16 protein-coding genes and 7 pseudogenes are annotated in these 26184 nt (G+C 72.3%); 11 read left to right on the top strand and 12 right to left on the bottom strand.

Annotated features, from left to right (window positions below; genetic code table 11):
- From ACIQOU_RS06225 to ACIQOU_RS06215, 3 genes and pseudogenes are all read left to right on the top strand, one after another.
- Nucleotides 1-531: a hypothetical protein gene (locus ACIQOU_RS06225; RefSeq protein WP_401534313.1), complete on the top strand. Its 531-nt coding sequence runs from the start codon at nucleotides 1-3 to the stop codon at nucleotides 529-531.
- A gap of 24 nt (nucleotides 532-555) precedes the next feature.
- Nucleotides 556-964 (top strand): annotated as a pseudogene (locus tag ACIQOU_RS06220) (histidine phosphatase family protein); the annotation flags it as partial.
- A 786-nt stretch (nucleotides 965-1750) separates the two neighbouring features.
- Entirely contained in the window at nucleotides 1751-2521 is a 771-nt protein-coding gene (locus ACIQOU_RS06215) for a hypothetical protein (protein WP_401534312.1), read from the top strand.
- 130 nt (nucleotides 2522-2651) lie between these two features.
- On the opposite strand, the pseudogene ACIQOU_RS06210 reads toward ACIQOU_RS06215, so the two are convergent.
- The 8 genes and pseudogenes from ACIQOU_RS06210 to ACIQOU_RS06175 all read right to left on the bottom strand — a co-directional run.
- Nucleotides 2652-3185, bottom strand: a pseudogene (locus ACIQOU_RS06210) (solute carrier family 23 protein); the annotation flags it as partial.
- 213 nt (nucleotides 3186-3398) lie between these two features.
- Entirely contained in the window at nucleotides 3399-4778 is a 1380-nt protein-coding gene (locus tag ACIQOU_RS06205) for an 8-oxoguanine deaminase (protein ID WP_401534310.1), read from the bottom strand.
- Between the two features lie 174 nt (nucleotides 4779-4952).
- Nucleotides 4953-5927, bottom strand: coding sequence for a factor-independent urate hydroxylase (gene pucL, locus ACIQOU_RS06200; protein WP_401534308.1), 975 nt, complete (start codon nucleotides 5925-5927; stop codon nucleotides 4953-4955).
- 5 nt (nucleotides 5928-5932) lie between these two features.
- Nucleotides 5933-6331 (bottom strand): hydroxyisourate hydrolase, encoded by a 399-nt coding sequence (gene uraH / locus ACIQOU_RS06195; RefSeq protein WP_401534306.1) that lies wholly within the window; start codon nucleotides 6329-6331, stop codon nucleotides 5933-5935.
- A 116-nt stretch (nucleotides 6332-6447) separates the two neighbouring features.
- Nucleotides 6448-6951: pseudogene (gene uraD / locus ACIQOU_RS06190) on the bottom strand (2-oxo-4-hydroxy-4-carboxy-5-ureidoimidazoline decarboxylase); the annotation flags it as partial.
- 151 nt (nucleotides 6952-7102) lie between these two features.
- Nucleotides 7103-7414, bottom strand: a complete 312-nt coding sequence (locus ACIQOU_RS06185; protein ID WP_401534682.1) for a helix-turn-helix domain-containing protein — start codon at nucleotides 7412-7414, stop codon at nucleotides 7103-7105.
- Between the two features lie 53 nt (nucleotides 7415-7467).
- Nucleotides 7468-7719, bottom strand: a complete 252-nt coding sequence (locus ACIQOU_RS06180; RefSeq protein ID WP_401534304.1) for a hypothetical protein — start codon at nucleotides 7717-7719, stop codon at nucleotides 7468-7470.
- Nucleotides 7720-7848: 129 nt separating this feature from the next.
- Nucleotides 7849-9294, bottom strand: a complete 1446-nt coding sequence (locus tag ACIQOU_RS06175; RefSeq protein WP_401534303.1) for an MFS transporter — start codon at nucleotides 9292-9294, stop codon at nucleotides 7849-7851.
- 181 nt (nucleotides 9295-9475) lie between these two features.
- Here ACIQOU_RS06175 and ACIQOU_RS06170 point away from each other — a divergent pair, with 181 nt between their 5' ends.
- The 3 genes and pseudogenes from ACIQOU_RS06170 (at nucleotide 9476) to ACIQOU_RS06160 (ending at nucleotide 11798) form a co-directional block, all read left to right on the top strand.
- The gene (locus ACIQOU_RS06170; RefSeq protein ID WP_401534301.1) at nucleotides 9476-10369 is read left to right on the top strand and encodes a helix-turn-helix domain-containing protein; all 894 of its coding nucleotides are present in this window, start codon (nucleotides 9476-9478) and stop codon (nucleotides 10367-10369) included.
- Nucleotides 10360-11041, top strand: a pseudogene (locus tag ACIQOU_RS06165) (TIM barrel protein); the annotation flags it as partial. The gene ACIQOU_RS06170 and the pseudogene ACIQOU_RS06165, both read left to right, overlap by 10 nt.
- 44 nt (nucleotides 11042-11085) lie before the next feature.
- Nucleotides 11086-11798, top strand: a pseudogene (locus tag ACIQOU_RS06160) (NAD(P)-binding domain-containing protein).
- A gap of 624 nt (nucleotides 11799-12422) precedes the next feature.
- Here ACIQOU_RS06160 and ACIQOU_RS06155 read toward each other — a convergent pair.
- A pseudogene (locus ACIQOU_RS06155) lies at nucleotides 12423-13387 on the bottom strand (hypothetical protein).
- Between the two features lie 890 nt (nucleotides 13388-14277).
- Between ACIQOU_RS06155 and ACIQOU_RS06150 the strand changes: the two are divergent.
- Nucleotides 14278-14673 (top strand): annotated as a pseudogene (locus ACIQOU_RS06150) (hypothetical protein); the annotation flags it as partial.
- 162 nt (nucleotides 14674-14835) lie between these two features.
- Here the strand turns inward: ACIQOU_RS06150 and ACIQOU_RS06145 are convergent.
- A complete protein-coding gene (locus ACIQOU_RS06145) occupies nucleotides 14836-16449 on the bottom strand; it encodes an AMP-binding protein (protein WP_401534299.1) in 1614 nt (537 codons plus the stop codon).
- Nucleotides 16446-18119 (bottom strand): AMP-binding protein, encoded by a 1674-nt coding sequence (locus ACIQOU_RS06140; protein WP_401534298.1) that lies wholly within the window; start codon nucleotides 18117-18119, stop codon nucleotides 16446-16448. Before ACIQOU_RS06140 ends, ACIQOU_RS06145 begins: the two co-directional genes overlap by 4 nt.
- Before the next feature lie 120 nt (nucleotides 18120-18239).
- On the opposite strand from ACIQOU_RS06140, the gene ACIQOU_RS06135 reads away from it, so the two are divergent.
- The 4 genes from ACIQOU_RS06135 (at nucleotide 18240) to ACIQOU_RS06120 (ending at nucleotide 24623) form a co-directional block, all read left to right on the top strand.
- Nucleotides 18240-19076, top strand: coding sequence for a LuxR family transcriptional regulator (locus ACIQOU_RS06135; protein ID WP_401534296.1), 837 nt, complete (start codon nucleotides 18240-18242; stop codon nucleotides 19074-19076).
- A gap of 157 nt (nucleotides 19077-19233) precedes the next feature.
- Entirely contained in the window at nucleotides 19234-22071 is a 2838-nt protein-coding gene (locus tag ACIQOU_RS06130) for an AAA family ATPase (RefSeq protein ID WP_401534294.1), read from the top strand.
- 204 nt (nucleotides 22072-22275) lie between these two features.
- Nucleotides 22276-23067: a S1 family peptidase gene (locus ACIQOU_RS06125; RefSeq protein ID WP_401534292.1), complete on the top strand. Its 792-nt coding sequence runs from the start codon at nucleotides 22276-22278 to the stop codon at nucleotides 23065-23067.
- Between the two features lie 407 nt (nucleotides 23068-23474).
- Nucleotides 23475-24623, top strand: a complete 1149-nt coding sequence (locus ACIQOU_RS06120) for a magnesium and cobalt transport protein CorA (protein WP_401534291.1) — start codon at nucleotides 23475-23477, stop codon at nucleotides 24621-24623.
- Nucleotides 24624-24641: 18 nt separating this feature from the next.
- On the opposite strand, the gene ACIQOU_RS06115 is transcribed toward ACIQOU_RS06120, so the two are convergent.
- Nucleotides 24642-26108 carry a LamG domain-containing protein gene (locus tag ACIQOU_RS06115; RefSeq protein ID WP_401534289.1) on the bottom strand — a complete coding sequence of 489 codons (1467 nt, stop codon included), beginning with the start codon at nucleotides 26106-26108 and terminating at the stop codon, nucleotides 24642-24644.
- Between the last annotated feature and the right edge of the window lie 76 nt (nucleotides 26109-26184).

The following is a 26184-nucleotide window of genomic DNA, read 5'->3' as shown; positions in this document are numbered from 1 at the left end:
ATGACTCAACGCCCGTTGTTGCTCCTCGATGTCGACGGCCCGCTCAACCCGTTCCGCGCGCGGGTCCTGCGCCATCGCGGATACCGGCCGCGCCGGGTGCACCCCGCCAGCTGGTCCGCCCGGCAGAGACCCGGGTCCCGGCGGCTGCGGGCGGGCCTGCGGATACGGCTGCACCCCGGCGAGGGGGCGCGGCTGCTCGCGCTCCCCTACGAACTGGCGTGGGCCACCACCTGGATGCACGAGGCGAACGAGCTGATCGGCCCCGCCATCGGGCTGCCCGAACTGCCCGTCATCGAGTTCCCTGAGCTGTTCGCCCAGGACCCCGACGGCCTCTACTGGAAGACCCGAACTGTCCTACGGTGGGCGGCCGGACGCCCGTTCGCCTGGGTCGACGACCTGGTCACCGACCTCGACATCCGCCATGTCGCCGACCACCACGAGGCCCCGGCCCTGCTCCTCCCGATCGACGCACGCCGCGGCCTGGGCCCACGCGAGTACGCGCGCCTTGAGGAGTGGGCGCGTGGCCTTTGACCACGCGGATGATCGTCTCCGGGTTGGTCACGCGCGGGACGGCACACGGGCTCGACGGACATCCCGCCGACCGCCGACGTCCGATCAGCGGCACGCCGCCTGATGCCGCCGACCGCCTCACACCGCGTCGCCGCCGCGCGCGTGAGCCCGCTACGCCGGACCGCGAAACAGCCGAGCTGAGCGGCGCCCGCGCCGACCGGAACTACGGCGGCCACGAGGGCACCACCACCGCCGAGCACCAACGAACCCGCCCAGCCTGCTCCCTGCTCACCGACAGGGCCCCACCGGAGCACCCGCCGCCCGGTCACTGGCCAGGGCGGACACGTCCCTGACCGACCCGGAGGGCATCGTGCTTCCTCCACGTCCTCTCCCACCTGACCACAGACATGGCCGCCCGGTCATCGCCGGTTGGAATGTCAGACCCCCGTCGTAGCCTTCGAGTGGGCCGGTTGTCCGCGGACTTCGGGGCCGGGCGGTACGGGGGGCGTGGGTCGTCATGCGCGAGCGGGGGCGGGGGCGGGGGAATGGGGTCGGTGAGTCACGGTCCGCGAGGCGGGAGGGGCGGGGAAACGGGTTCGGCGAGCTGCCGTGTGCGGGCTGGGGGGAATGGGTTCGGTCGGTTGCCGTCCGCGAGCCGGGGGCGTGGGGAATGAGGTCGGTGAACTGCCGTCCACGAGCTGGGGAGGTGGGTTCGGTGAGACGTCGCGCCGCCCCGCAGTTCGCGGGGAGGTACCGGTTCCGGCGAGTGGCCGGGGGATCGCGCGGGCCTGCGTGTTCGGGTGGCCCGTCGGGGGGGCGGGCAACTGGTGCCGGGCGTTCGGTGTTCCGCGCGGAGGAACGGTACGGAACGGCGGGTTCGGTGCCGTTGGCATGGGGAGGCGCACGCCGTGGCACGTCTGCCGACCACTGCCCGACGGGGGGCATCGACGCCGCCGGCCCCGCCGAGGTTCGGGGGTCCGTGCGGGCCTACGGGGCTGGTGAGTTGGCGGGGGCTCGCGCGGGCCTGCGGGGCCGGGTACGGGGGCTGGTGAGTTGCCGGAGGCTCGCGCGGGCCTGCGGGGCCGGGTACGGGGGCTGGTGAGTTGCCGGAGGCTCGCGCGGGCCTGCGGGGCCGGGTGACCCCGTCAGGGCAGGCAGTTCGTGCGGGGCGTTCGGTGCTTCGCGCCGAGGGATGGGACGGAACGGCGGGTTTGACGCCGTTGATGGGGAGGAGCACGCCGTGACACGACTGCCGACCGCTGCCCAGCGGCGGGTCATCGACGCCGCCGACCCCGTCACCGGGCGGCTCAAGGGCACGGCGGCGCAGCATGCGGCCCTGGTCCTGCTGGGGCTCGCCTTCCGGCACCCCCGGCCACCGCACGCCCACTTCCTGACACCGGCGGGGCACCGGATACGGGAGGCCACGGGGGCGGGGAGGTCAGAGGGGTCAAGGGCTTCGGGAGTAGCGGGGGCGCCGGGTGGCTCCAATTCCGTTGCCGTTTCTGCGGATTCAGAGACATCGGGGACTGCGGGGGCTTCAGCCGGTGGGGGCGGTGGTGGTTCGGGTGCCGGTTCCGGTGCCGGTTCCGGTGACGGTTTCGGTGGGGTGTTTGTCGCTCGGGTTGGGGGTGAGGGGGAGGTCGCGGGGGACGGCCACCGGCGGGCTCGGGAGGTGCGCGGGGCCTGGGAAGGGCTGCTGGAGCTGCGCCGGATGACCCATCCGGACGGTGCCATGGACCGGCCGTGCGGTTGGGAACGCGCGCACTTGGTGCGGGCCGCCGCGCTCGCCCTGGAGGCGGGCGGCCACTGTCCCGCCGGGACCGGTGCCGGGACGCCGGGTTACCGGGTGCGGGCGACCCCGCAGCCGGAGGCGGTCGCCGTGCACGAGCCGGACGCGGCGGCGTTGCGGGCCTGTGCGGCCACACTGGAGCGGGCGGGCTGGCAGGTCGGCGAGTACACGGAGCCGCGTACCCGGGCCCGCTATTTGTTGGCGTCGCCGCGACGGGTGTGACGGGGGGGCGGGCTCTGCATGACGGCAGGTGAGCGGCACTTGACCGGGGGTCAGATGGCGTGGGGAGCGGATGGCAGGCTCGGTGTCCACTGGCCTGTGCGACCGGATTTCGAGGGTGCGCCATCGAGGTGACGAGGGTGGCGGCGGCGAGCCCGAGGGTGGTGCCGGAGCCGTAGTCGCGCGCGGTCGGATCGCCGGCCCTGAGCCCAGCCGAAGGCGACCGGCAGCAACGAGACGCCGATCAGGGTGACGACGGAGCCGGTGACGACGGGCGGGAAGAAGCGCACCGCCCGGCCGAGACGGGCGCGACGAGGAGGCCGAGGAGTCCGGCGACCAAGACCGCGCTGAGGATGACCGGCAACGCGTCCGACGGGCCGTGCGTGGCGGCGATCGCGGTCATCGGTGCGACACCGGCGAACGTGACGCCGTTGACGAACGGCAGCCGGGCGCCGATCTTCCAGACGCCGAGGGGCTGGAGGAGGGTGGCGAGGTCGGCGGTGAACAGGCAGGCGTCGGCGAGGAACGTCGGTTCGGTGCCGGAGAGGCCGATGGCGGCGCCGGCGATCAGGGGCGGCGCGACGACTCCCGCGTACCGGGCGGCCACGTTGTGGAGACCGGTCGTCGCCGTCTTGAGGGCGGGGAGTCTCTCGTCGACGGGGTGGATCGCGTCGGGGCGGTGGGCGAACGCGGCTGCCCCTCCGGGTGGTTGACCCGTCGGCTCTGACGCGGCTTCGTGGAGGTGTTGCGTGTGGTCGTGCGGGACCCTTCCGGGGCGCGCACGTCGGTGCGCGCCCCGGTCACGGCCGCCACGGACCCTTCGTCGGGTCCACGGCTACCGGCCCGGGAGCCGTCCCTCCCGCGCCGGTGTTCGGGGTGGTCAGGCCTGCTGGGCGAGGTCCGCGAGCCGCCGCGCCTGGGCCCGCGTCGAACGGGCGATGGCGTCCTCGTCGACGTGCAACAGCCGTCCGTCCTCGACGACTTGACGGCCGTTCACGAACGACGCGGTGACCGGCGCCGCCGCGCCGAGAACCAGGGCGGCGACCGGGTCGGCGATGGAGGCGTGCGCGAGGGTGTCCAGCTTCCACAGCACCAGGTCGGCCAGCTTGCCCGGCTCCAGGGAGCCGATCTCCCGTGCCCTGCCCAGGACTTGGGCGCCGCCGTAGGTGCCGAGGCGCAGTGCCTGACGGGCGGTGAGGGCGGTTTCGCGGTGGGCGCCGAGACGGTTGACGAGGAGGGCGTTGCGCAGTTCGGTGTGGAGTTCGCCGGACTCGTTGGAGGCGGTGCCGTCGACACCGAGGCCGACCGGGACGCCGGCCGCGAGCAGGTCGGGGACGCGGGCGATCCCGGCGGCGAGGCGTGCGTTGGAGGACGGGCAGTGGGCGACGCCGGTCCTCGTGCGGGCGAAGGCGGCGATGTCGGAGTCGTTCATGTGGACGCAGTGGGCCATCCACACGTCGTCACCGAGCCAGCCGGCGGACTCGAAGTAGTCGGTCGGGCCCATCCCGAACAGCTCGTGGCAGAACTTCTCCTCCTCCACCGTCTCCGAACCGTGCGTGTGCAGCCGCACCCCGAGACGGCGCGCCAACTGGGCGCCCTCCCGCAGGAGTTCGGTGGACACGGAGAACGGCGAGCAGGGCGCGACGGCGATCTGCGTCATCGCGCCGAAGGAGGCGTCGTGGTGTTCGGCGACCGTCGACTCCGTTGCGGCCAGGGCCCCTTCGAGGGTCTCGACGGCGAAGTCCGGGGGAAGGCCGCCGTCCTTCTCGCTGCGATCCATGGAGCCACGCGCGAGCGTGAAGCGGACGCCGGTCTCGCGGGCGGCGCGGATGATGGCGCCGGACAGGTCGCCCGAGCCCTTCGGGAAGACGTAGTGGTGGTCCATCGCGGTGGTGACACCGCCGCGCGCCATCATGCCGAGGGAGCCCTGCGCCGCCGCGTACACCATGGGTTCGTCGATGCGGGCCCAGGTCGGGTAGAGAGCCACGAGCCAGTCGAAGAGGTTGTGGTCGGTGGCGAGGCCCCGGGTGATCCACTGATAGAAGTGGTGGTGGGTGTTGACCAGGCCGGGGGTGACGAGGTGCCCGTCGGCGTCGATGCGGCGCACGACGCCCTGAAGTCCCTCCGGGGCCCTGCCCGCGCCGAGGGACTCGATGCGGTTCCCGGCGATCACGAGGTGCCCGTTCGCGTACTCGGTGTCGTCGGCGTCGACGGTCGCGATCGAACAGTTCTCGATGACGATGCGCTGGGCTGCTGCCATGGTTCGTCCTTTGCGCTGGAGGGAGGAGGGCACGGCAGGACCCCGGAGGTTTTGAGTGCCGTGGCCGGGCCGGGTGAACCCCGACCGGCCACGGGTGCCGAGAAGCAGGTACTACGGGTACTACCGGCACTACGGGGCGCCTCAACCCTTAAGGGGTGCCCGCGGCCCAGCCGTCTACAGGTTGGTGAGGTCCACCGGGATGCGGGGCTCGCAGCCGTCGCGCAGGACCGTCGCCTCGATCAGGCCGTAGGGCCGGTCGGCGGCGAAGTAGACCTCGTTGTCGTTCTTGAGCCCGAAGGGGGCGAGGTCGACGAGGAAGTGGTGCTTGTTCGGCAGCGAGAAGCGCACCTCGTCGATCTCGTCGCGGTGGTCGATGACGCGCGCGCCCATCTGGTACAAGGTCTGCTGGAGCGAGAGCGAGTACGTCTCGGCGAAGGCCCGCAGCAGATGTCCGCGCACCTCCTCGTAGGAGGTCTCCCAGTCCGGCAACTCCTCTGTGTCGTCGGTCCAGTTGAAGCGCCAGCGGGCGGAGACCTCGGTGGCGAGGATGCGGTCGTGGGCCTCCGGCAGCGTCGTGTACTTGTCCTTGACGTAGCCCCAGAACTCGGAGTCCGTCGAGTTCATCACGACGAGATCCTTCAGGCCCGATATGACCTCCCAGGATGCGCCGTCGTAGGTGATCTGGGTGACCCGGGTCTCCTGGCCCTTGCGGACGAAGGAGTGCCGGGGCGTGTCGGCCTCGTCGGAACTAGCCTCGCCGGACGGGGAGTTGGCGGTGTCGGTGGTGTCGATCCGTTCCCAGCCGTACTCCTCGATGCGGATGCGGGCCGTGTGGATCGGCTCCTGGCTGGTCACGAAGTGGCGGGCCAGCGCGATGCCGAACTGTTCGGCGGACTCGATGCCGTGCTCCTTGGCGAACGCGTACACCGTGTTCTTCGTGGTGTCCGTCGGCAGCACGTTGGCGTTCGAGCCGGAGTAGTGGACGTCGTCCATGTCGCCGGAGAGGGCGACGGAGACGTTGAGGTCCTTGATGTGGTGGGTGGCGCCGTCCCGCGTGATCCTGACGACCCGGTTCTCGGCCTTGCCGTACTGGTTCTGCCCCAGGAACGCAGGTCGGGCCGGGCGGGCCGGGCGGGAAACATCGGTCATGTCTGCTAGCTCCCTCGGTATACGGAGTAGCCGAACGGGTTGAGCAGCAGCGGTACGTGATAGTGCTCACCGGGCTGTACGGCGAAGGTGATCGCCACTTCCGGGAAGAACACACCGCTGTCCCGATTCGCGGGGGCGTCCTGCTGCGTATCGGCCTGATTCTTCTCGGACTTCAGGAAGTACGCCTCGACGGCGAAGTCGAGCCGTACGTGAGTGGTGCCCGTCGGCAGCGCCGGGAGGTCCCTGCACCGGCCGTCCGCGTCGGTCGCGGAACCGCCGAGTGCCTGCCAGTCGGCAGCGGGGCCCGTACGGGCGGCGAGCTGGACGGCGACGCCCTGGGCGGGCCGTCCGACGGAGGTGTCCAGGATGTGCGTGGACACGGAGGCGTCGGCGGAAGCGGTCATGCCCCTTCTCCTTCCCCGTACGGGGCTTTCCCTAGGGGGCCTGCCCCTTGCGGGACTTCCCGTAGGGGATCTGCCCCTTCCGGGGCTTCCCCTAGGGAATCTGTCCCCTGCGGGACTTCCCCTACGAGACGGTCGAGCCGGATGCGGTTGATCTTGCCCAGTTCGGTGCGGACGTTCTCGCGCTCCCGCTCCGGCGTGTTGTCGATCCGTTCCCGTACCGCGTCGCGCATCTGCTCGCCGGTACGGCCGGTGGCGCAGATCAGGAAGACATGGCCGAACTTCTCCTGGTACGCCAGGTTCAGTTCAAGCATCTGCGCCGTGAGTTCCTCGGAGGCGCCGGCCATGCCACGTTGCTCACGGGCCGAGGTCGGGTCGCCGGGCGCGGGGCGGCCGATGGGCGGGTGCCCGGCCATCGCCTCGGCCAGATCGTCGCCGGTCAGGTCGGCCATGGCGGCGTCACTGGCGGTGCGCAGGGTGTCGAGGGTGAGGTAGGGGCGGGCGGCCAGCAGCCGCGCCGCCCACCGGGTGGAGGCGCACGCCTCGGTGAGGGCGGCGAGCGCCGCGTGCTCCGCCAGGGCGTTGAACCGGGCCAGGCCCGGGGGCATGCGTGTCGACGTCACGGGAGCCTCCGTGGCCGCGAGCGGCCGTCGTGCTGAACGGGCTGCCGTTAGCTAACGCGCTCGAAAACTCGACGTCAACAGTTTGTTGAAAATTCCCGGTAACAAGCATCCCCCGCCACCGGAACGCACCCGCCCCCTAGGGGCTCCCCCGTCAGGTCCCCTTCTCGCGGTTGAGGTAGTTGTAGACGGTGAAGCGGCTGACGCCGAGGGCTCCGGCCACCGTCTCCACCCCGTGCCGCACGGAGAACGCGCCGCGTGCCTCCAGTACCCGTACTACTTCCTGCTTGGCCTTGCGGTCGAGGTCGGCCAGCGGCTTGCCCCGGGCGCGTTCCATGGCGGCCAGGATGTGGTCGAGCGAGTCGGCGAGCTGCGGCAGCCGCACGGCGACCACCTCGGCGCCCTGCCAGCTGAGCACAACGTCGTCGGGACCGGCCTCGCCCGGCGCGAACATCTCCCCGCCCATGGCGTCGACCAGCGGTTTCACCGCGGCGAGGAAGGGCTCGCCCTCGGCAGCGGTCACTTGGTGTCCTCCCCGACCACGTTCACCTGGAGCGAGATCCGGGTGGCGCCGGCCGCCAGACTCCGGCGCAGCAGCGCGTCGACGGCGGTGAGTACGGCGTCGGCGCCACCTTCCGCCGTGTTGCCGAACGGGCCCACGTCCACCGCGTCGAGGGTGGCCCCCTCGATGACCTCGCGGGCGACCAGCGCGTGCGCCGGTGGCTCGTCCAGGTCGAAGGGTTCGGTGGTGAACTCCACACGCAATCGCATACTGCCCCCAGTCACGGTCCTGACCTGCGCTTCCCCCGGGATCACCGACGGCAGGGCCACACGGGGGCGACACCGGGAGCCGCGCAGCGACTCTAGCCGACCGGAATTTCGTCCCCCTTCCCCCAACCGTCACTCCTCCCCCGCCCCGCTCCCTTCTCCCGCTGACCGTCCCGCCCGCAGCAGGACCCCGCCGACCAGGACGCCGGCCAGGACCACGGCGACGTTGGCCGCGATGGCCGTTCGCAGTCCGGTGAGGACGGCCGCCGTGCCGGTGCCGGTCATGGCGGCGGTGGCGACGGCGCCCATGACCGGGGTGCCCATGGTGATGCCGATCTGCTGGGTCATGGTGGCGAGGCCGGTGGCCAAGCCCTGTTCCCGGTCCGCGAGACCGGACGTGGCGGTGACCATGAAACCCACGATGACCAGCATGTTTCCGACGCCGCCGAGGAAGGTGGCGGGCAGCAGAAGGCCCATCCAGGACCGTTCGGCGCCGAGTGCGAGGAGCGCCGCGGTGGCCGTGGCCTGCATGATCCCGCCGACGATCAGCGTCGGCGCGCTGCCGATCCGCCCGATGACCCGGGAGGCGACGGAGCCGCCGACGACCGTGCCGAGGCCGAGCACACCGAAGCTCAGCCCGGCGGCGAGCGCGGAGAAGCCCAGCACGTCCTGGAGGTAGAGGGTCAGCAGGAACACCAACGACGTCTCGGTGAGGAAGGCGATCAGACCGGCCGCGTTGCCCCAGGCCACCGAGGGCCGCCGCAGCACGTCCAACGGCACCAGCGGCGCCGGGACCCGACGTTCGACGGCGTGGAAGACGAGGAGCAGGGCGGCGCCGATCGCCAGCGGGACCAGGGCGGTCGGCGCGGTCCAGCCGTCCTGGCCGGCCCGGGTGAGGCCGAGGACGACGGCGAGCAGGCCGAGGGTGACACTGACCGCGCCGGGCAGGTCCAGCTTCGGGCGCCGTTCGGGGCGGGACTCCGCGACGACCGACGGGGCAACGGCCAGGACGGCGAGGGCGACGGGGACGTTGACGAAGAACGCCCACCGCCAGGAGAGGAGGTCGGTCAGCAGGCCGCCGAGGATCGCGCCGGTGGTGAAACCGGCGGACATCAACGCCCCGTTGAGGCCCAACGCCCGTTGCCGCAAGGGCCCTTCGGGGAACGACGTGGTCAGCAGGGACAGGCCCGCCGGGGTCACCGCGGCCGTCGCGAGGCCCTGGAGCACGCGCGCGGTGAGCAGCGCCTCGGGGCTGCGCGCGAGGCCGCCCGCGAGGGAGGCGACGGCGAGCAGCGCGAGGCCTCCGAGGAACATCCGACGGCGCCCGAAGAGGTCGGCGACGCGGCCGAGGAACAGCGTGAATCCGGCCGCGCAGAGGGCGAACGACGTGCCGATCCAGGTGAGTTGGGCGAGCGGGAAGCCGAGGCTCGTGCCGATGACGGGCAGCGCCACGTTCAGGATCGAGAAGTCGACCGCCAGCATGAACTGGGCGGCGAGCAGCAGCACGAGCACCAGGCGCAGGCGGGGCGTGAGGGTGGTGGGGGCGGCGTCCGTGGGTGGGCTGTCGGTGGCGGGCATGGGGTGGTCGTCCTTCCTCGCGGGGTTCCGGAGCGTCAACGGCGCTGTCCGGAGCGGTTGTTGAGGAAGGCTCGCCCGGGTCGCGGTGGGCGAGTAAGGACCGCGTCCTGGGCAGGCGGCGCGAGGGTGGTCACGGCAGGACCACCCTGGGCGCTCCCGTCGGTCGGGGCCGGGCGGCATCATGGACGCAGTTCCGTCGATGACCTGGGAGGGGCGTGTGGACACCTGGTCCGAGCTGGGGAACTTCCTCAAGTCCCGGCGTGCGGCGCTGCGTCCGGAGGATCTCGGGCTCACCCCGCATCCGACCCGGCGCCGGGTGGCGGGGTTGCGGCGCGAGGAGCTGGCCGCGCTCGCGGGCGTCAGCATCACCCACTACACGCGGCTCGAACAGGGCCGGGCTCGGGGCGCGTCGGACTCGGTGCTGGACGCGATCGCCCGCACGTTGCGGCTCGGTCCGGACGAGAGCGCGCACCTGAAGGATCTCGCCCGCCCGGCCGACGGTACCCGGATGGCGGCAGCGCGTGCGGATCACGTGGGTTCGTCAGCAAGGCAGTTGGTGGCGGCGATGACCGACGTACCGGCCGTGATCCTGGACCGGCGGGGCGATGTGCTCGGCTGGAACGTGCTCGGACACGCCTTGCTCGCCGGGCAGTTGACGTGGGACGCGCCGGATGCCGGGGGCGACCGGCCGAACCTGGTGCGGATGCTGTTCCTGGACCGCCGGTACCGGTACCTGTACCCCGACCGGCACGAGGAGGCCGAACTCGCCGTCGCGTCCCTGCGATTGGTGGCCGGACGCCATCCCGGCGACCGGGCGCTGGCCGAGTTGATCGGCGCGCTGTCCATCCAGTCGGCCGAGTTCGCCACGCTCTGGGCCGCGCACCCGGTGCGGACCTGCGCCTCGGGCGCCAAGCGCCTGCGCCACCCCCACGTCGGCGCGCTGGAGCTGGACTTCACGAACCTCTGCCTGACGGGCACCCCGGGACACCGCGTCATCACCTACACGGCTCGCCCCGGCTCCACCTCCGAGGCCTCCCTCCGCCTGCTGGGCAGCATCGCGGCATCGACGGTCTGAAGCGGGCATTGGAGGTCGCGGGGGCCCGGCTGGCCGGGCTGAACTTCTACGCCGGGCAGTTGCCGGGCCCCGACCGGGGCGCCCTGTCGATCCCCGGCGCGGAGTCGGAGCGGTTCCGTGCCAACGTCGACGTGGCCACGGAGTTCGCACGATCGGTCGGCTGCACGGCCCTCAACGCGCTGTACGGCAACCGGGTCGACGGCGTGGACCCGGCCGAACAGGACGCGCTGGCGTGGGAGAACCTGGCCCGCGCCGCCCACCGGGTCGGCGCCGTTCTGCTGATCGAGGCCCTCCAACCGGGTGGAGTCGCCGCGGTACCCGCTGGTGTCGGCACCGGCCGCCGTCGAGGTCGTCGAGGTCGTCGAGGTCGTCGACCGGGTCAACGAGGCGACCGGCCCCGGCAACGCACGGTTCCTCATGGACCTCTACCACCTGTCCATGAACGGGAAGGAGTTGCCGACCGTGATCGAGCGGCTCGCGGCGCGGACCGGGCATGTGCAGATCGCCGACGACCCCGGCCGGGGCGCCCCCGGGCACGGGCACGGTCCCGCTGGCGGACTCCTCGACCGGTTGACGAAGGCGGGCCACGACGGCCTGGTCGGCCTGGAGTTCAAGCCGGGTGACCGGCGGAGCGCCGAGGCCCTCGACTGGCTCCCGCGCGCCGCGCGCTGAACTCCCCCACCCGGACGAGCAGTCAGAGAGAGGAACCCTCAACCATGAGCGTGCTCACCGGCGTTGCGTGGATCGGCCTCGGCATCATGGGCTCCCCGATGTCCGAGAACCTCATCGAGGCCAGGTACCACGTCACCGGATTCGCCCTGGAGCAGGCCAAGTTGGACCGGCTGGCCGCCGCCGGAGGCAGCGAGGCCGGGGCGATCACCGATGCCGTGCGGGACGCCGACGTCATCGTCACGATGGTGCCCGCCTCCCCGCAGGTCGAGGCCGTCGCGTACGGCCCCGACGGCATCCTGGCGCACGCCCTCCCCGGCGCCCTGCTCATCGACAGGTCGTCGATCACCCCGCAGACCTCGATCGACCTCGCGCAAGCCGCCCTGGCCAAGGGCGTCCGGGTGCTCGACGCGCCCGTGTCAGGCGGCGATGCCGGTGCCGTGGAGGCGGTGCTGTCCATCATGGTCGGCGGCGAACAGGCCGACTTCGAGGCCGCGAAGCCGCTGTTCAACGTGATCGGCGGGACCGTCGTGCGGGGCGGTCCGCACGGTTCGGGGCAGACCGCCAAGGCCGCCGACGAACTGATCGTCAAGGATCTGGGCACCGCCACCCCGAGGCCGCCCGCGCGGCCGGCGCGGCGCTGCCGATCGGTGCCGATCGGCGCCCAACTGGTCGCGAGCCTGCGGGCACAGGGCGACGGCGGCCTCGACACTCGGCCCTGCTGCGGTCCGTGGAGCGGCTCTCCGGCGCCCAGGTCTGAACCGGGCGCCCCTGGAGTCCAGTTGGGCCTGGCATCTCAGACTTGTGGGTGGTGTCGCCGCCGACAACTGTCCTGTTGCGCCCGGTGTCGGCACCCGCCCGGAACCCAACTCCCCTCGGACAGAGGGGTGTCACCCCGCTGACGGCCCACGCGGCCGACCGGCCCGGGTTGACGGGTGACCGGTCGACCGGTCGCGGGCGAGGCGGGGACCGTGGCGGCGTGCGAGCCCGTGCGGTGGTGAAGGGCGGGGCGTCTCCTTCGACGTGAGGAGGAGCCACCCCGAACCGTCTCGCCCACCACGGTCCCCGCCCTTTCCACACCCCCACCGGACGTCCAGACACGCAGAGTTCACCCTCCCGCCGCACGGACGCGGGCGCCATGGACATGAGCGGTCGGCCAGAATGCGCCAGAGCCAACGCCGAGGTCAGGGTGGGGAGTTCGGCCACACGGCCACACTCGAAACGTGGCCGGTTGCGGCGCTTACGGAGCACGCCCCGGCACCCCCCGCACCCCAACCCGGCACCCCGGCACCCCGGCACACCCCGGCACCCCGGCACCCCGGCACCCCGGCACCCCGGCACCCCGGCACCCCGGCACCCCGGCACCGAGTGAGGGCAACCCCTCTCAACTGGGCTGCCCCCGCTCGCCGTTCCGCATGGGTCGGGACGTGAGCGTCCTGATGGGCGCCGGTGCGTGCGCCGGTTCCGTGGCCAGTTCCTCGAACTCGACGATGTGGGAGATGTCGTTCGTGGTCGACATGGAGATGTTGGTGACGCGTTCCACGATCACCTCCACCACGACCGGCACCCGGAACATGTGCAGGAGTGGGGCGCCCGCGATCTGCGAGAGGCCGATGGCGGGGACATAGCGGGTCTCCGGCTGGAGGGTCGCCTTCTTTTCCTGCGCACGCGCCGCCCACGCGGAACGGTCCGGGAGCCGCCCCGCCGCCCTCAACTCCCGTGCTACGGGCAAGAATTGCTCCAGGGCGGCCTTCGCGTCGGAGGTGATGCCGTAGTCGGCCGGGAAGATCCTGCCGATCAGCACACCCCAGTCCGTCAGGGTCGGGACGACCGGGACGCCCGTCAACTCGGCTAATTCGACGATGAGTTCACAGGCGTCGGCGTTGACGCCACCGCCACCGCCACCGCCACCGCCACCGCCACCGCCACCGGCGACGATCAGCGGACGCCGGGAGGCGCCCAGCATCGTGAGGGCCTTCTCGATCGGGGCGCGGGGCCGTGGCGGGCTTGTGGACGGGCAGCGGCTCACAGGTCTCCGGGTCGAACTCGACCTCCGTCAGCTGGACGTCGATCGGCAGGTCGATCAGGACCGGCCCCGGGCGCCCGGACCGCATCAGCTGGAACGCCTGCTGGAAGGCGCCGGGGACCTGGGCCGCCGCCAGGACGGTGAGCGCCGACTTGGTGACCGGGGCGGCGTTCGAGGCGATGTCGACGGCCTGGAAGTCCTCCGGCGGCTTTGAGCGCCGCGTAGAAGGGGTTGAACGCCGCGCCCGGGACACCGAACACGTCCCTGACGCCCTCCCGTTCGAGGATCTCAACTGCCGTGCGGGCAGCGGCCATTCGAGCCATCGCGCCCTCCTGCCCCGACTGCCGGAATCGCACTTCCGTCGCGCCCACCGGACGTTTACTTTCCGTATTATGGACTTCAACTTCTACTATCTGGAATGAATGCAGGGGGCCGTGTGAAACCGGTCAAGAGACCGGCAAGGGGGTCCCACCGGAGCGTGAAGGGGGGAGTATGGGGAGCGCAGTCTCGTTGCGATGCCTTGGAGTGGGCCATGCCCGAGAGCGTGCCGGTGCAGTGCCCGGCCTGCCGACGCGAACACCGGTATTCCGCACCGTCCTACCCGTGCGCGTGCGGCGCCCCGACCGCCCCGCCGCTCGATCCGGCCGGGGCACCGGAGGTGATCACCCACCGAGTGTGGGACGAGGACTGGATCACCGTCCCCTGCGCCTCCTGCGCCCGCCGGAACCAGTGGCCCCAACCGGAGTTGGGCTGCCCCTGCGGTACCTCCCTCCGCATCCCGATGAGCGAAGGGGCATCGGGAGCACCAGGATCACCGGGAACACCGAGGTCGGAGCAGCACCCGGACGCGGACGCTGACACGGGGACGGGCGCGGGGACGGGCGCGATGCCGGAGCCGGACCCGGCGCCGAAACCACACCCGACCACCGCACCCCCCGCAGACGCGACGCCGACACCAGAGCAGGCCTCGCCCTCCCCATCCCCTTCAGCCCCCTCCCCCGCCCCCTCTGCCGCCGCCCCCGCCTCGACTCCCGCCCCGGAAGAGGCCTCGGACACTCCCCCGCACTCCAGGCCCACCCCGGTCACCGACCCCGGCCCGGCCCCGGCGTCAGCCGCCGACCCCGCCCCGCACCCGACCACCCCGCACCCGACCACCCCACACAAGGCCGACCCGCGTCCGGCCGCCCCGTACCCCGCGCCCCCGGCGTCCCCTCACCTCCCGTCCCGGCGTCGGCCGTTCCAGCCCGTCACCATCCGGACCGCCCGCGATGCCGTCACCGCCGCCGCGCTGTACTTGCGTTGGCTCGGTTACCAGGACATCCGGCGGGCCGATCAGCGGCCGCCGTCCGGGATAGGGCTCGCCGCGCGGGGGCTGGTCGTGCAGGTCGATCCGACCATGCGTCCGGCGTCCCCGCGCGACGTCGAGTGTCTGTGGCTGACGGCGATGACGGAGTCGGCCCACTGCGTGTACTTCTCCCTCGCCGGATTCGCCGACGACGCCCGCGACCGCGCCAACTCCCTCGGCATCCCGCTCTTCGTCCTCGACCTCACCGGCACCCCCCAGCCCCTCAACCATCTCGCCGACGAGCTTGAAGCCACGGGCACCTGACCCCCGTTCCCCCGCAACACACACGGAGCCACCGCCACCCGCCCCCTCGGAACCCCAGAACCCCGGGACCTCGGGACCTCGGGACCTCGCGACCCCGGCACTCCCGGCACCCCCGGCACCGCTGCCCCCCCCCCTGGCCCCCGCCCGGCCCGCTCAACTCCCCTACCGCTCCGCGTACTTCTCGCGTAGCTCGATCTTGCGGACCTTGCCCGACACCGTCATCGGGAAGGCGTCCAGGATGCGCAGCCGGCTCGGGATCTTGTAGTGGGCAAGGCGCCCCGCGCAGTAGGCCTGGAGCTCCTCCAGCGTGAGCGGGTCGGCCGCGTCGCGCGGGATCACGCAGGCCAACACCTCCTCGCCGTACCGCTCATGGGGGACGCCGACCACCTGGACGTCCGTGATCCTCGGGTGGGCGTAGAGGAACTCCTCGATCTCGCGCGGGTAGATGTTCTCGCCGCCCCGGATGATCATGTCCTTGATGCGGCCGACGATCTCCACATAGCCGTCCTCGCGCATCAGGGCGAGGTCGCCGGTGTGCATCCAGCGACCGGCGTCGACGACCTCGGCGGTCTTGGCGGGTTCGTTCCAGTAGCCGAGCATCACGCTGTAGCCACGGGTGCACAACTCCCCTGCCTCGCCCCGGGGTCGGGTCACCCCGGTGGCCGGGTCGACGACCTTGACCTCCAGGTGGGGCAGGACGCGGCCGACGGTCGTGGTGCGGTGGTCGAGGTCGTCGTCGATACGGGTCTGGAGGGAGACCGGGGAGGTCTCGGTCATGCCGTAGCAGATGGAGACCTCGGCCATGTGCATCTCGGCGACCACCCGTTTCATCACCTCGACCGGGCAGGGCGAGCCCGCCATGATGCCGGTGCGCAGCGACGACAGGTCGAAGTCGGCGAAGCCGGGGAGGTTCAGCTCGGCGATGAACATGGTCGGGACGCCGTACAGCGAGGTGCAGCGCTCCTGTTGGACCGCCTCCAGGGTCGCCCTCGGGTCGAAGGAGGGCGCCGGGATCACCATGCAGGCGCCGTGCGACGTGGCCGCGAGATTTCCCATCACCATGCCGAAGCAGTGGTAGAAGGGCACCGGCAGACAGATCCGGTCCCGCTCGGTGTACGCGATCGACTCCCCCACGAAATAACCGTTGTTGAGGATGTTGTGGTGGGAGAGGGTGGCCCCCTTCGGGAAGCCGGTGGTGCCCGAGGTGTACTGGATGTTGATGGGGTCGTCGCAGGACAACCCGGCCTGCCGGGCGAGGAGTTCGTCCTGCCGGTCGGGGGTGCCGCGCTCGGTGAACGCCTCCCAACTCGGGTCACTGATGTAGACGGTCCGCCGCAACTGCGGGCAGTTCACGGTGACTTGCTCGACCATCGCCCGGTAGTCGCTGGCCTTGTGGCTCAGGGTCGCGAACAGCAGGGAGATTCCTGCCTGGTTGAGGACGTACTCGACCTCGTGGGTGCGGTAGGCCGGGTTGATGTTCACCATGACGGCGCCGACCCGGGCGGTCGCGTACTGGACCAGCACCCATTCCGCGCAGTTGACCGCCCAGATGCCGACCCGGTCCCCCTGGGCCACCCCGTCGGCCAGCAGCGCGCGGGCGAGCCGGTCGACGTCGGCGGCGAAATCCCGGTACGTCCACCGCCGCCCGGTCTCCACGTCGACCAGCGCCTCCCGGTCGGGCCAGGCGCCGACGGCCCGGTCGAGGTTGGCGCCGATGGTGTCACCGAGCAGCGTCGTCGCACTCGTTCCATGGGTGTACGCACCCGGCGCGGTCACCGGAAGTCCTCCTCGCGGTACTCGTCCGTCGAGCCCGCCGCCGTCGCCTCGCGCAGCTCGATGCGGCGGATCTTGCCGGAGACCGTCTTGGGCAGCGCCCCGAACTCCAGGACGCGGATGCGCTTGTAGGGGGCGAGGACCCCGCGCGCGTGCTCGAACAGCACCTTCGCGGTGTCCGGTCCCGGCTGCCAGCCCTCGGCGAGCACGATGTACGCCTTCGGCACCGCGAGCCGCAGCTCGTCCGGCGCGGGCACCACGGCCGCCTCGGCCACCGCCTCGTGCTCAAGCAGCGCGCTCTCCAGCTCGAAGGGGCTGATCTTGTAGTCGGACGCCTTGAAGACGTCGTCGCTGCGCCCGATGTAGGTGAGGTAGCCGTCCTCGTCGCGGGCGGCGACGTCGCCGGTGCGGTAGTAGCCGCCGGCCATCGCCTCCGTCGTTCGGTCCGGGTCGCCGTGGTAGCCGGTCATCAGGCCGACCGGGCGGGCCGACAGGTCGAGGGCGATCTCGCCCTCGGCGGCGCCGGGCGCGCCGCTGACCGGGTCGAGGAGGGTGACGCGGTAGCCGGGGCTGGGACGGCCCATGGAGCCGCTCTTCAACGGCTGCCCCGGGGTGTTGGCGACCTGGACGGCGGTCTCGGTCTGCCCGAAACCGTCCCGGACGGTGACGCCCCAGCTGCGCCGGACCTGCTCGATGACCTCGGGGTTGAGGGGCTCACCCGCGGCGAGGGCCTCGCGGGGCGGGGTGCGCAGCTGGCCCAGGTCGGCCTGGATGAGCATCCGCCACACCGTCGGCGGGGCGCAGAAGGTGGTGACGCCCGCACGGTCCATCTCGGCCATCAGGCGGGTCGGGTCGAAGCGGTGGTAGTTGTGGATGAAGACGGTCGCCTCGGCGTTCCACGGCGCGAACAGGTTCGACCAGGCGTGCTTGGCCCAGCCGGGCGAGGAGATGTTGAGGTGCACGTCGCCGGGGCGCAGCCCGATCCAGTACAGGGTGGCCAGATGGCCGATCGGGTACGAGGTGTGGGTGTGCTCGACCAGTTTGGGGCGGTCGGTGGTGCCGGAGGTGAAGTACAGCATCAGCGGGTCGTCGGCGAGGGTCGGTCCGTCCGGCACGAACGGCTCGTCGACGGCGTAGGCGTCCTCGAACGGCTCCCAGCCCGGCTCGGGCAGGCCGCCGACGGAGATCCGGGTGTAGGCGCCGGGCACCTCGGCGAACTTGGCGGTGTCCGCAGCGCGTGCGATCACATGGCTGACCCGGCCGCGCGCGACCCGGTCCCGCAGGTCGGCGGGGCCGAGCAGCGGGGTCGCCGGGATGACGACGGCCCGCAGCTTCATGGCGGCGAGCGCGGTCTCCCACAGTTCGGCCTGGTTGCCGAGCATGACCAGGACCCGGTCCTCGGCGGCGACGCCCCGCGCGCGCAGCCAGCCGGCCACCCGGTCGGAGCGGTCGGAGAGTTCCGCGAAGGACAGTTTCCGCTCGGAGCCGTCCTCCTCGACGATGTGCAGGGCGGTCCGGTCGTTGCCGTCGGCGATGACGTCGAACCAGTCGAGCGCCCAGTTGAACCGGTCGGGTCGGGGCCAGCTGAAGCCCTCGTACGCGGTGGCGTAGTCCTCGCGGTGCTCCAGCAGGAAGTCCCGCGCGCTACGGAATCGCTCCGTCGCCGTCGTCATCTGTGTGCTGTCCTCCTCGGTACCGGGCCATTGCCCGGCGGCTCTCTGTCATCGTGTAATCCGTGATGCGGGTGTCACTACCCCCGAACGGGGGTGTGCGACCCGGGAAGGGGCGAGCGGGTGACGGGTGACGCGACGGGGGCGGCGGAGATCCGGGGTGCGCTGCGGCGGCTGCGGCGGACGACCGGGCTGCCGGTGGCCTTCGGCGGTCTGGTGGAGCCGGGCGGCGGGCCCCGGATGCGGATCAGTGAGCTGTGCGGCACGGACACGCCCGCGCTCAGTGGGTTCGCGGTGGCCTCGGGCAATGGTCTGGGCGGCAAGGCGGTGGCGCTGGCCCGCCCGTGCGCGGTGACGGACTACTCCGCGTCCCGGCAGATCAGCCACGAGTACGACGTGCCGGTGGCGGTCGAGGGGCTGCGGTCGGTGCTGGCGGTGCCGGTGGTGGTGCGGCGCCGGGTGCGCGGGGTGCTGTACGGGGCGCTGCGCACGGCCGAGCCGCTCGGTGACCGGGCGCTGGGCGCGGCGATGGGTGCGGCGCGGGACGTGGAACAGGCGCTGGTGGTGCGCGACGAGGCGCGGGGTCTGCTGGCGGCGGCGCGGTCGGTGCCGGAACCGGCGCCTGCGGCGGGCGCCGTCTGGGAGCAGGTGCGGGAGGCGCACGCGGCGTTGCGGGCGCTGGCCCCGAAGGTCGCCGATCCGGCGCTGCGGGCCGAACTCCTCGATGTGTGCGGGCTGCTGGCGCCCCGTCCGCAGGCGTCCGGTGTGAGTCTGGCCCCGCGTGAGCTGGACGTCCTGGCGTGTGTGGCGGCGGGGGCGACCAACGCCGTGACGGCCGAGCGGCTCGGGGTGCGGGCGGAGACGGTGAAGGGGTATCTCCGTTCTGCCATGCGGAAGTTGGGGGCGCACACCCGGGGTGAGGCGGTGGCCGCGGCGCGGCGGGCGGGGGTGTTGCCGTAGGTGTTCCGGAGACTTGGCGTGGGCATTTCATTCAGGCGGGAGCGCGTGGGGATTTCGCTATGCCGGGCCGTTGTTATATCCCTCACCTACTGGCCAGTCCGGATTTCAATGTGAAGTTGCCTAGAATTTGGCCCGGACACGCCACAGGGAGGGAGCGGTGACCTTGCGACGGGACTTCAAGGAGCCTGCCAGAGGCCGCCCCGACCTGGTCATCGGCCGGGACGGGCTGGTTGTCGCGGCGCGTGAGCAGCTCGCCCGGGGCGGCAGTGTGCTGTTCCACGGCCCCGCCGGAATAGGAAAGTCGACCGTGCTGCGGGCAATGGCCGCGCAATACGGGTCGGCGGCCCGCACCGTGTTGCGCTGCTCGGCGACGGAGTCCGAATCCCATCTTCCCTTCCTGGCCCTGGCCGATCTGCTCGGTCTGGTCCTGGACGAGGTGTCCGAGCGGCTGCCCGCCGCCCAGCGCACCGCCCTGGAGTCGGCCCTCACCGGGCGCGGCGAGTCCAGCCTCCAGCGCGACGGCCTCGCCCTGCGGCTGGCCGTGCTGTCGGCGCTGCGCGCCCTGGCCGCCGAGGGTCCCGTGCTGATCGTCGCCGACGATCTCCAGTGGCTGGACTCGGCCAGCGCCGAACTGCTCGGCTTCGCCGCCCGCCGCCTCGGCGACACCCCCGTGCAGATGCTGTGCGCGGTGCGGACCGAGGGCCAGGAGTACGACCGGCATCTACGCGCGTCCCCGCCGGACACCCTCGCCGTGCGGCTCGGCCCGCTCTCCGGTTCCCAGGTCTCCGCGCTCCTCGACCACCGCGGGTACACCGGGCTGCCCCGTTCCATCGTGCGGGACATCCACCGCACCAGCGGCGGCAACCCGCTCTTCGCCCTGGAGCTGGGCCGGGCGCTGGCCGAGAGCGCCACCCCGCCCCGGCCAGGTGAGGCGCTGCCGGTGCCGACCTCGCTGCGGGCCCTGGTCCTCAACCGGCTGGAGATGCTCTCGGCCGAGGCCCGCCGCACCCTGCTGGTGGCCAGCGCCGGTGCCCGTCCCACGCTGGCCCTGCTGCACGCGGCCGGGCGGGAGAACGCCGAGGCCGAGACCGCGCAGGCCGCCGAGCTGGGCCTGCTGGCGACGGAGGGGGAGGGCCCGGCGGTACGGTTCGCGCACCCGTTGATCTCGGCCGCGCTGTACGCGGAGGCGCCCGCGCAGGACCGGCGGGCCGCGCACGCCGCGCTGTCGACGGCCGCCTCCGACCCCATCGAACGCGCCCGGCATCTGGCGCTCGCCGTGACCGGCGCCGACCCGGAGGCCGCCGCCCGGCTCGCCGAGGCCGCCGCCCAGGCCCGGGACCGGGGGGCGCCGTCGGTCGCCGCCTCGCTCGGGCTGCTGGCCGCCCGGCACACCCCGGCCGACGACGAACCCGGCCCGGACGAACGGCGGTTGGAGGCCGCCGAGGACGCGATCACGGCCGGTGAGGTGGATCTGGCCCGGGACATCGCCCGCGAGGTGCTGACCCGGGCGACGGCGCCGACGGACCGGGTGCGGGCCTGGATGGTGGTGATCGAGGCGGCCGGGCAGGCGCTCGGCGAGGTCGACACCGTCTATCCGCAGGTCCTCGCGGACGCCGGTGACGATCCGGGGCTGCTCGCCCTGGTCCGCTATCAGCTGGCGTGGCGGGCGCTGGTCGTCGAGGGCGATTTCGCGGAGGGCCGTCAGGAGGCCGCGCACGCGGCGGAACTGGCGGCGCGTGCGGACGACCGGCGCACCGAGCTGCTCGCGCTCGCCTTCCAGGCCCAGACCGAGACCCTGATGGGCCACCCGGACGCCCCCGCGACCATCAAACGGGCGCTGCGCGAGCCCCAGGACCCGCAGGTGGCCTGCCATCACAACGGCCCCGGCGCGACCCGCTACCGCTGGCTGATCATGAGCGACCAGCTGCCCGAGGCCCGTTCCACGGTCGCCGCGCTGCTGCGCGAGGTGCGGCGGCGCGGCATGGTCGAGTCCGAGGTGCACTTCGTGCGGCTGCTCGCGGAGACGGAGCTGCGGTCCGGGCACTGCGGCCGCGCCCTCGACCTGGCCCGGGAGAGCCGCCGCCTGGCCCGTGACTCCGGGATCGGCGAGGTGCCCTCGGCCGTGCTGACGTCGCTGGCCGAGGCGTCGGGGGGCGATGTGCAACGGGCCCTGGAGCTGGCCCGGGAGGCGGTCGCGCAGGCCGAGGAGGTCGGCGACCAGATCTATGTGTCGCGCACGCTGGCGGCGCTCGGGCACGCCCAGCTGGTGGCCGGGGACGACGCCGGTACCGTCGTCTCGCTGCGCCGGGCACGGGAGTTGGAGAGCGGCCTCGGCATCACCGACCCGGCGCGCGGGCGCTGGCAGGGCGACCTGGCGGAGGCGTTGGTGCGGGTCGGTGAGGTGGACGAGGCGCAGGAGCTGGTCGACGTCACCCGGGAGCACGCGCTGCGGCTCGGGCGGGAGAGTGTGCTGGCGGTCCTGGACCGGGCGGAGGCGATGGTGCGGGCTGCCCGTGGCGACCACGAGGCGGCGCTGGCCCAACTGACGTCCGTGCAGGACCGGTTGGCGAAACTGGGCTACGGCCTGGAGGAGGCGCGGGCCGCGTTCGCGCTGGCGGCGCTGCGCAGCGGTGGTCAGGCCGCGGGGGGAACCATCACGCCGGTTCCTTCGTCCTATGACGAGGCGGCCCGGTTGTTCCGGCGCTGCCGGGCGCTGCCGTGGCTGCGGCAGGTGGAGGCCGCCGGTTCGACACCGCCGGTGCTTCAGCCGCCCGCACCGGGCGCCGCCGCGCTCGACGGACTGGAGGGGCTCGCGGCGATGGAGCGTCAGGTGGCCGGTCTCGTCATGGAGGGCGCGACCAACCGGGAGATCGCCGCCCGCCTCTTCATCAGCGTGAAGACGGTGGAGGCGACGCTCACCCGGGTCTACCGGAAGCTGGGCATCCGCTCGCGGGTGGATATCGTCCGACTGGCGGCGGGGCGTAACCCGAAGTGACGTCACTGCGGGTTAACTGAGCGCCGACCGAGGGTTTTCCCTGCCCAACTCCCCCTAGGGGGTTCCCTCATTGGGACGAGGGTGTGCCGGGTCCTAGCGTGTGGGCATGCCGCTTCGCCGGGCATACGGAGGTCGGTCCCGCGACCCCCGTGCACACCCCCCACACCCGCGCGACCCCCACCGGCAACCCCACTGAGGAGACTCATGTTCGGGCTCAACCGCGCCAAGAAGTCCGCCGCTGTCGCCGTCGCGACGGCTGCCGCAGCCGCTACCGCCCTGCTCGGCGCCCCCCAAGCCGTGGCCGCCCCGCAGCCCATCGTCGGCGGTTCGACGACCACGACGACGGCGTACCCGTTCGTCATGCAGATCACGGACGCCTCGCAGAACCAGTTCTGCGGCGGAACGCTGGTCTCGGCGACCAAGGTGATCACGGCCGCCCACTGTATGGTCGGCGAGTCCACCAGCAGCGTGCGTGTCGTCGGTGGCCGCACCAACCTCAACGGCACCAACGGCACCGTCGCCCGGGTCAGCAAGATCTGGGTCAACCCGAGCTACACGGACGCCACCAACGGTGACGACGTGGCCGTTCTGACCCTCTCGACGTCGATGCCGTACACGGCCGCGTCGTACGTCTCCTCGTCGCAGACCAGCCTGTACGCGGCCGGCACCACGGCCCGCATCCTCGGCTGGGGCACCACCTCGGAGAACGGCAGCTCCTCGAACACCCTGCGGACGGCGACCGTGCCGCTGGTGTCCGACTCCAGTTGCAGCAGCTCCTACGGTTCGGACTTCGTCCAGTCCGACATGGTTTGCGCCGGACTCACCTCCGGTGGCGTAGACACCTGCCAGGGCGACAGCGGCGGTCCCCTGCTCATCGGGGGCGTCCTGGCAGGGATCACTTCTTGGGGCGAGGGCTGCGCGCGCGCCGGTTCTCCGGGTGTCTACACCCGGCTGACCACCTTCTCCAACCTGGTGACCACGCAGGTCAACTCGTAACCCAGAAGGTCTCCTGAGCGCGTCTCAGGTGCAATGCCAGGGGGCGTTGCGGGCTTCCACGAGCAGCCCGCAACGCCCCCTATCCATGTCCGGCGCCCGGTCGCCCAGCTCGACGCCGTTGCCGCCCGGGAGGACCGGGAGCCGACGGGCGAGGGTCGCGCGACCGAGGACGCGGGGGGGGCAGGCGGGGACGCCGCCACGGTCGTCATGGCGAGACCGCCAGGACGAAACCGGCGGGACCGGCGGGACCGCGAGATACGGACAACGGCGGTCCCGGCACTCTCACCGAATCCCGCACGGAGGCTCACCTCGCGGGGCTGATCGTCCCGTATATCCTGCGGAGGATCACGCCCGCACGGGCCCGGGGTACCGCCGACCGCAGGCTCGACGACCCGAGAGGCAGCCGCATGTCCGAGCGACGCGCCCGTCCCGCCTCCCCCGACGCGAAGAAGTCCGGCTGGCGCCGTGCCCTGACCCCGCCGCAGTCACCGGCCGAGCCGGAGCCCGAGCCGCCGGTCGAACCGGAGCCGGAGCCGCCCAGCATCGTGCAGGCCGCGCTCTACCGGGACGGCGTGCGCGTCTCGACACCGGCGACGCTCGCCGAGACCTACCGGGAGCTGCGCGAGCAGCCGGCCGGCATGGCGTGGATCGGCCTGGCCCGGCCGACCGAGAGTGAACTCCATTCCCTGGCCGCCGAGTTCGACCTCCACCCGCTCGCCGTCGAGGACGCGATGGAGGCCCATCAGCGCCCCAAGCTGGAACGGTACGGCGACACCCTGTTCGTCGTGCTGCGCGCGGCCCGCTACCTGGACGCGCAGGAGGAGGTCGACTTCGGCGAGCTGCATGTGTTCGTCGGCCATGACTTCGTGATCACCGTCCGGCACGGCGCGGCCCCCGACCTGTCGGCGGTACGGCGCCGGATGGAGGAGACGCCTGAGCTGCTGCGGCTGGGGCCCGAGGCGGTGCTGTACGCGATCCTCGACTCGGTCGTCGACGGCTATGTCCCGGTCGTCGCGGGCGTCCAGAACGACGTCGACGAGATCGAGACGGAGGTCTTCCGGGGCGACCCGAAGGTCTCCCGGCGCATCTATGAACTCTCGCGCGAGATGGTCGAGTTCCAACGTGCGACGCGTCCCCTGGTGGGCATGCTGCACAGTCTGATGGCGGGGTTCGCCAAGTACGGCACCGACGAGGAGCTCCAGCGCTATCTGCGCGACGTCGCCGACCACGTCACCCACACCAGCGAACGCGTCGACGGCTTCCGCCAGGCCCTCACCGACATCCTCACCGTGAACGCGACCCTGGTGACCCAGCAACAGAACGCGGAGATGCGGGCGTTGGCGGAAGCGGGCTTCGAACAGAACGAGGAGATCAAGAAGATCTCCAGCTGGGCGGCCATCCTCTTCGCCCCCACCCTCGTCGGGACGATCTACGGGATGAACTTCGACCGCATGCCGGAGTTGCACTGGGCCCTCGGCTACCCCTTCGCCATCATCCTGATGGCGGTGGTGTGCACCAGCCTGTACGTCATCTTCAAGCGGAAAGACTGGCTCTGACCGGGGGAGTAGCCCGGGTCAGGCGATGCGGGCCGCCGCGATGGGGCGCTGGGCGACCGTGTGGGTGTTCGCCGCGTTGGTGTTGACGCTCCACCGGTAGCGGGAGAACTCGCCGGTGGCGTCGGAGGCGTAGAACATCATGTGGCCGATGCCGACGCCCTCGAAGGCGTCGGTGTCGGCGCTGCCGCCGGTGCGGGTGTCGGGGTAGGGGGCGTAGCTGGCCAGGCCGTGGACGCCGTGCGGGTCGGAGGTGCAGTCGACGACCTCGACGGCGTACTGCGTCTCGCCCGCGAAGTTCGCGGCGTTCGGGTAGACGCCCTTGATCTGGCGGACCATCACGATGTGCCCGGTGTTGTTCGCGACGGTGCCGTTGTAGTCGACGGCGATCACATCGCCGGGGCGCAGGTCCCTGACCTTGCGGATGCGCTGGAAGCGGGGGCCGCCGGTGTGGTCGGCGAAGGCCTTGCGGTAGTCGGCGGCCTCGGGGATGCGGTCCTGGAAGTACTGGCGGAAGTAGGCGTCGTCGGCCCAGCCGTAGGTGTGCCGCAGCACCCAGGTGATGAACGAGGAGCAGCGGGCGCGGGCGATCCAGCCGGCCAGGTCGTCGGGGCGTCCCCAGGTCACCGTGGACGGGGAGCCCACGAGGTAGACGTTGTTGGCGCGGGCGGTCCTGCCGCTGATCAGCGCGATCTCCGCGGCGTCCAGGGCACGCCCGTAGGCCCGGACGTCGTCGACGGCGCCCTTGAAACGGTTGGCGTAGGCGCCGTCCCAGCGGGCCCGGCCGATGTTGAAGCCCTCGGTGGCGGCCCAGGAGAGGGTGGCGTCGGCGCTGCCTTCCAGGACGCCGTTGACATGGAGGTGGACGCGGGTGCCGTCCCAGACGCCGGTGAGGTGGGTCCAACTCCCCAGCGCCACCGGGGTGGTGGAGAGCGCGGAGATCTTGACGCTCTGGTCCTCGCCGCGCACCTTGAACGCCCACGCCGACGCGGTGTCGTCGTACTGGAGCAGGAAACGGCTGCACGTGGCGCCGTCCTGGCTGACGGCCGTGTACATGGTCGCCGGGTTCGCGTCGGGGGCGAGCCGCAGCCAGGCCGAGACGGTGAAGGGGGCGGTGGTGTCCAGGACGGAGGCGGTGGCGGCGTACGCCCCGGAGGTTCCGTCGAGGCTCAGCTCGCCGCCCGCGCGCAGGGTCGTCCAGGTGGCGCCGGTGCCGGTGGTGACGGGACGGTCGCGCCCGGAGCGGTCGGCGCCGGAGCCGTCCAGCGCCCAGTGTCCGACCAGCCCCGTCGTCAACTGCCCTGCCGCGAGCAGCCGTTGGTACTGCACCATCCGTTCGGCCTCGGCGAGATGCGGCACGGTGACGGGGGTGAACGGCGTGTCCAGCACAACGTCGGCCGCGGCGCTCCCGGCGCCACCGGTCACCCCGGTCACCGCACCGGCCCCCACCAACGCCGCTCCGCCCAACAGCCCACGTCTGCTGACCATGGTCGCTCTCCCCCACCCGTCGCCCCGCGCACGCTGCTGTGTGCGGGGTCGGCAGAGTCTATGGGGTTTCGGTGAA

Source organism: Streptomyces sp. NPDC091279 (genome assembly GCF_044757465.1).
Taxonomy (GTDB): domain Bacteria; phylum Actinomycetota; class Actinomycetes; order Streptomycetales; family Streptomycetaceae; genus Streptomyces.
Note: the sequence above shows the minus strand (reverse complement) of the source record. Positions and strands in the feature narration are given on the sequence as shown.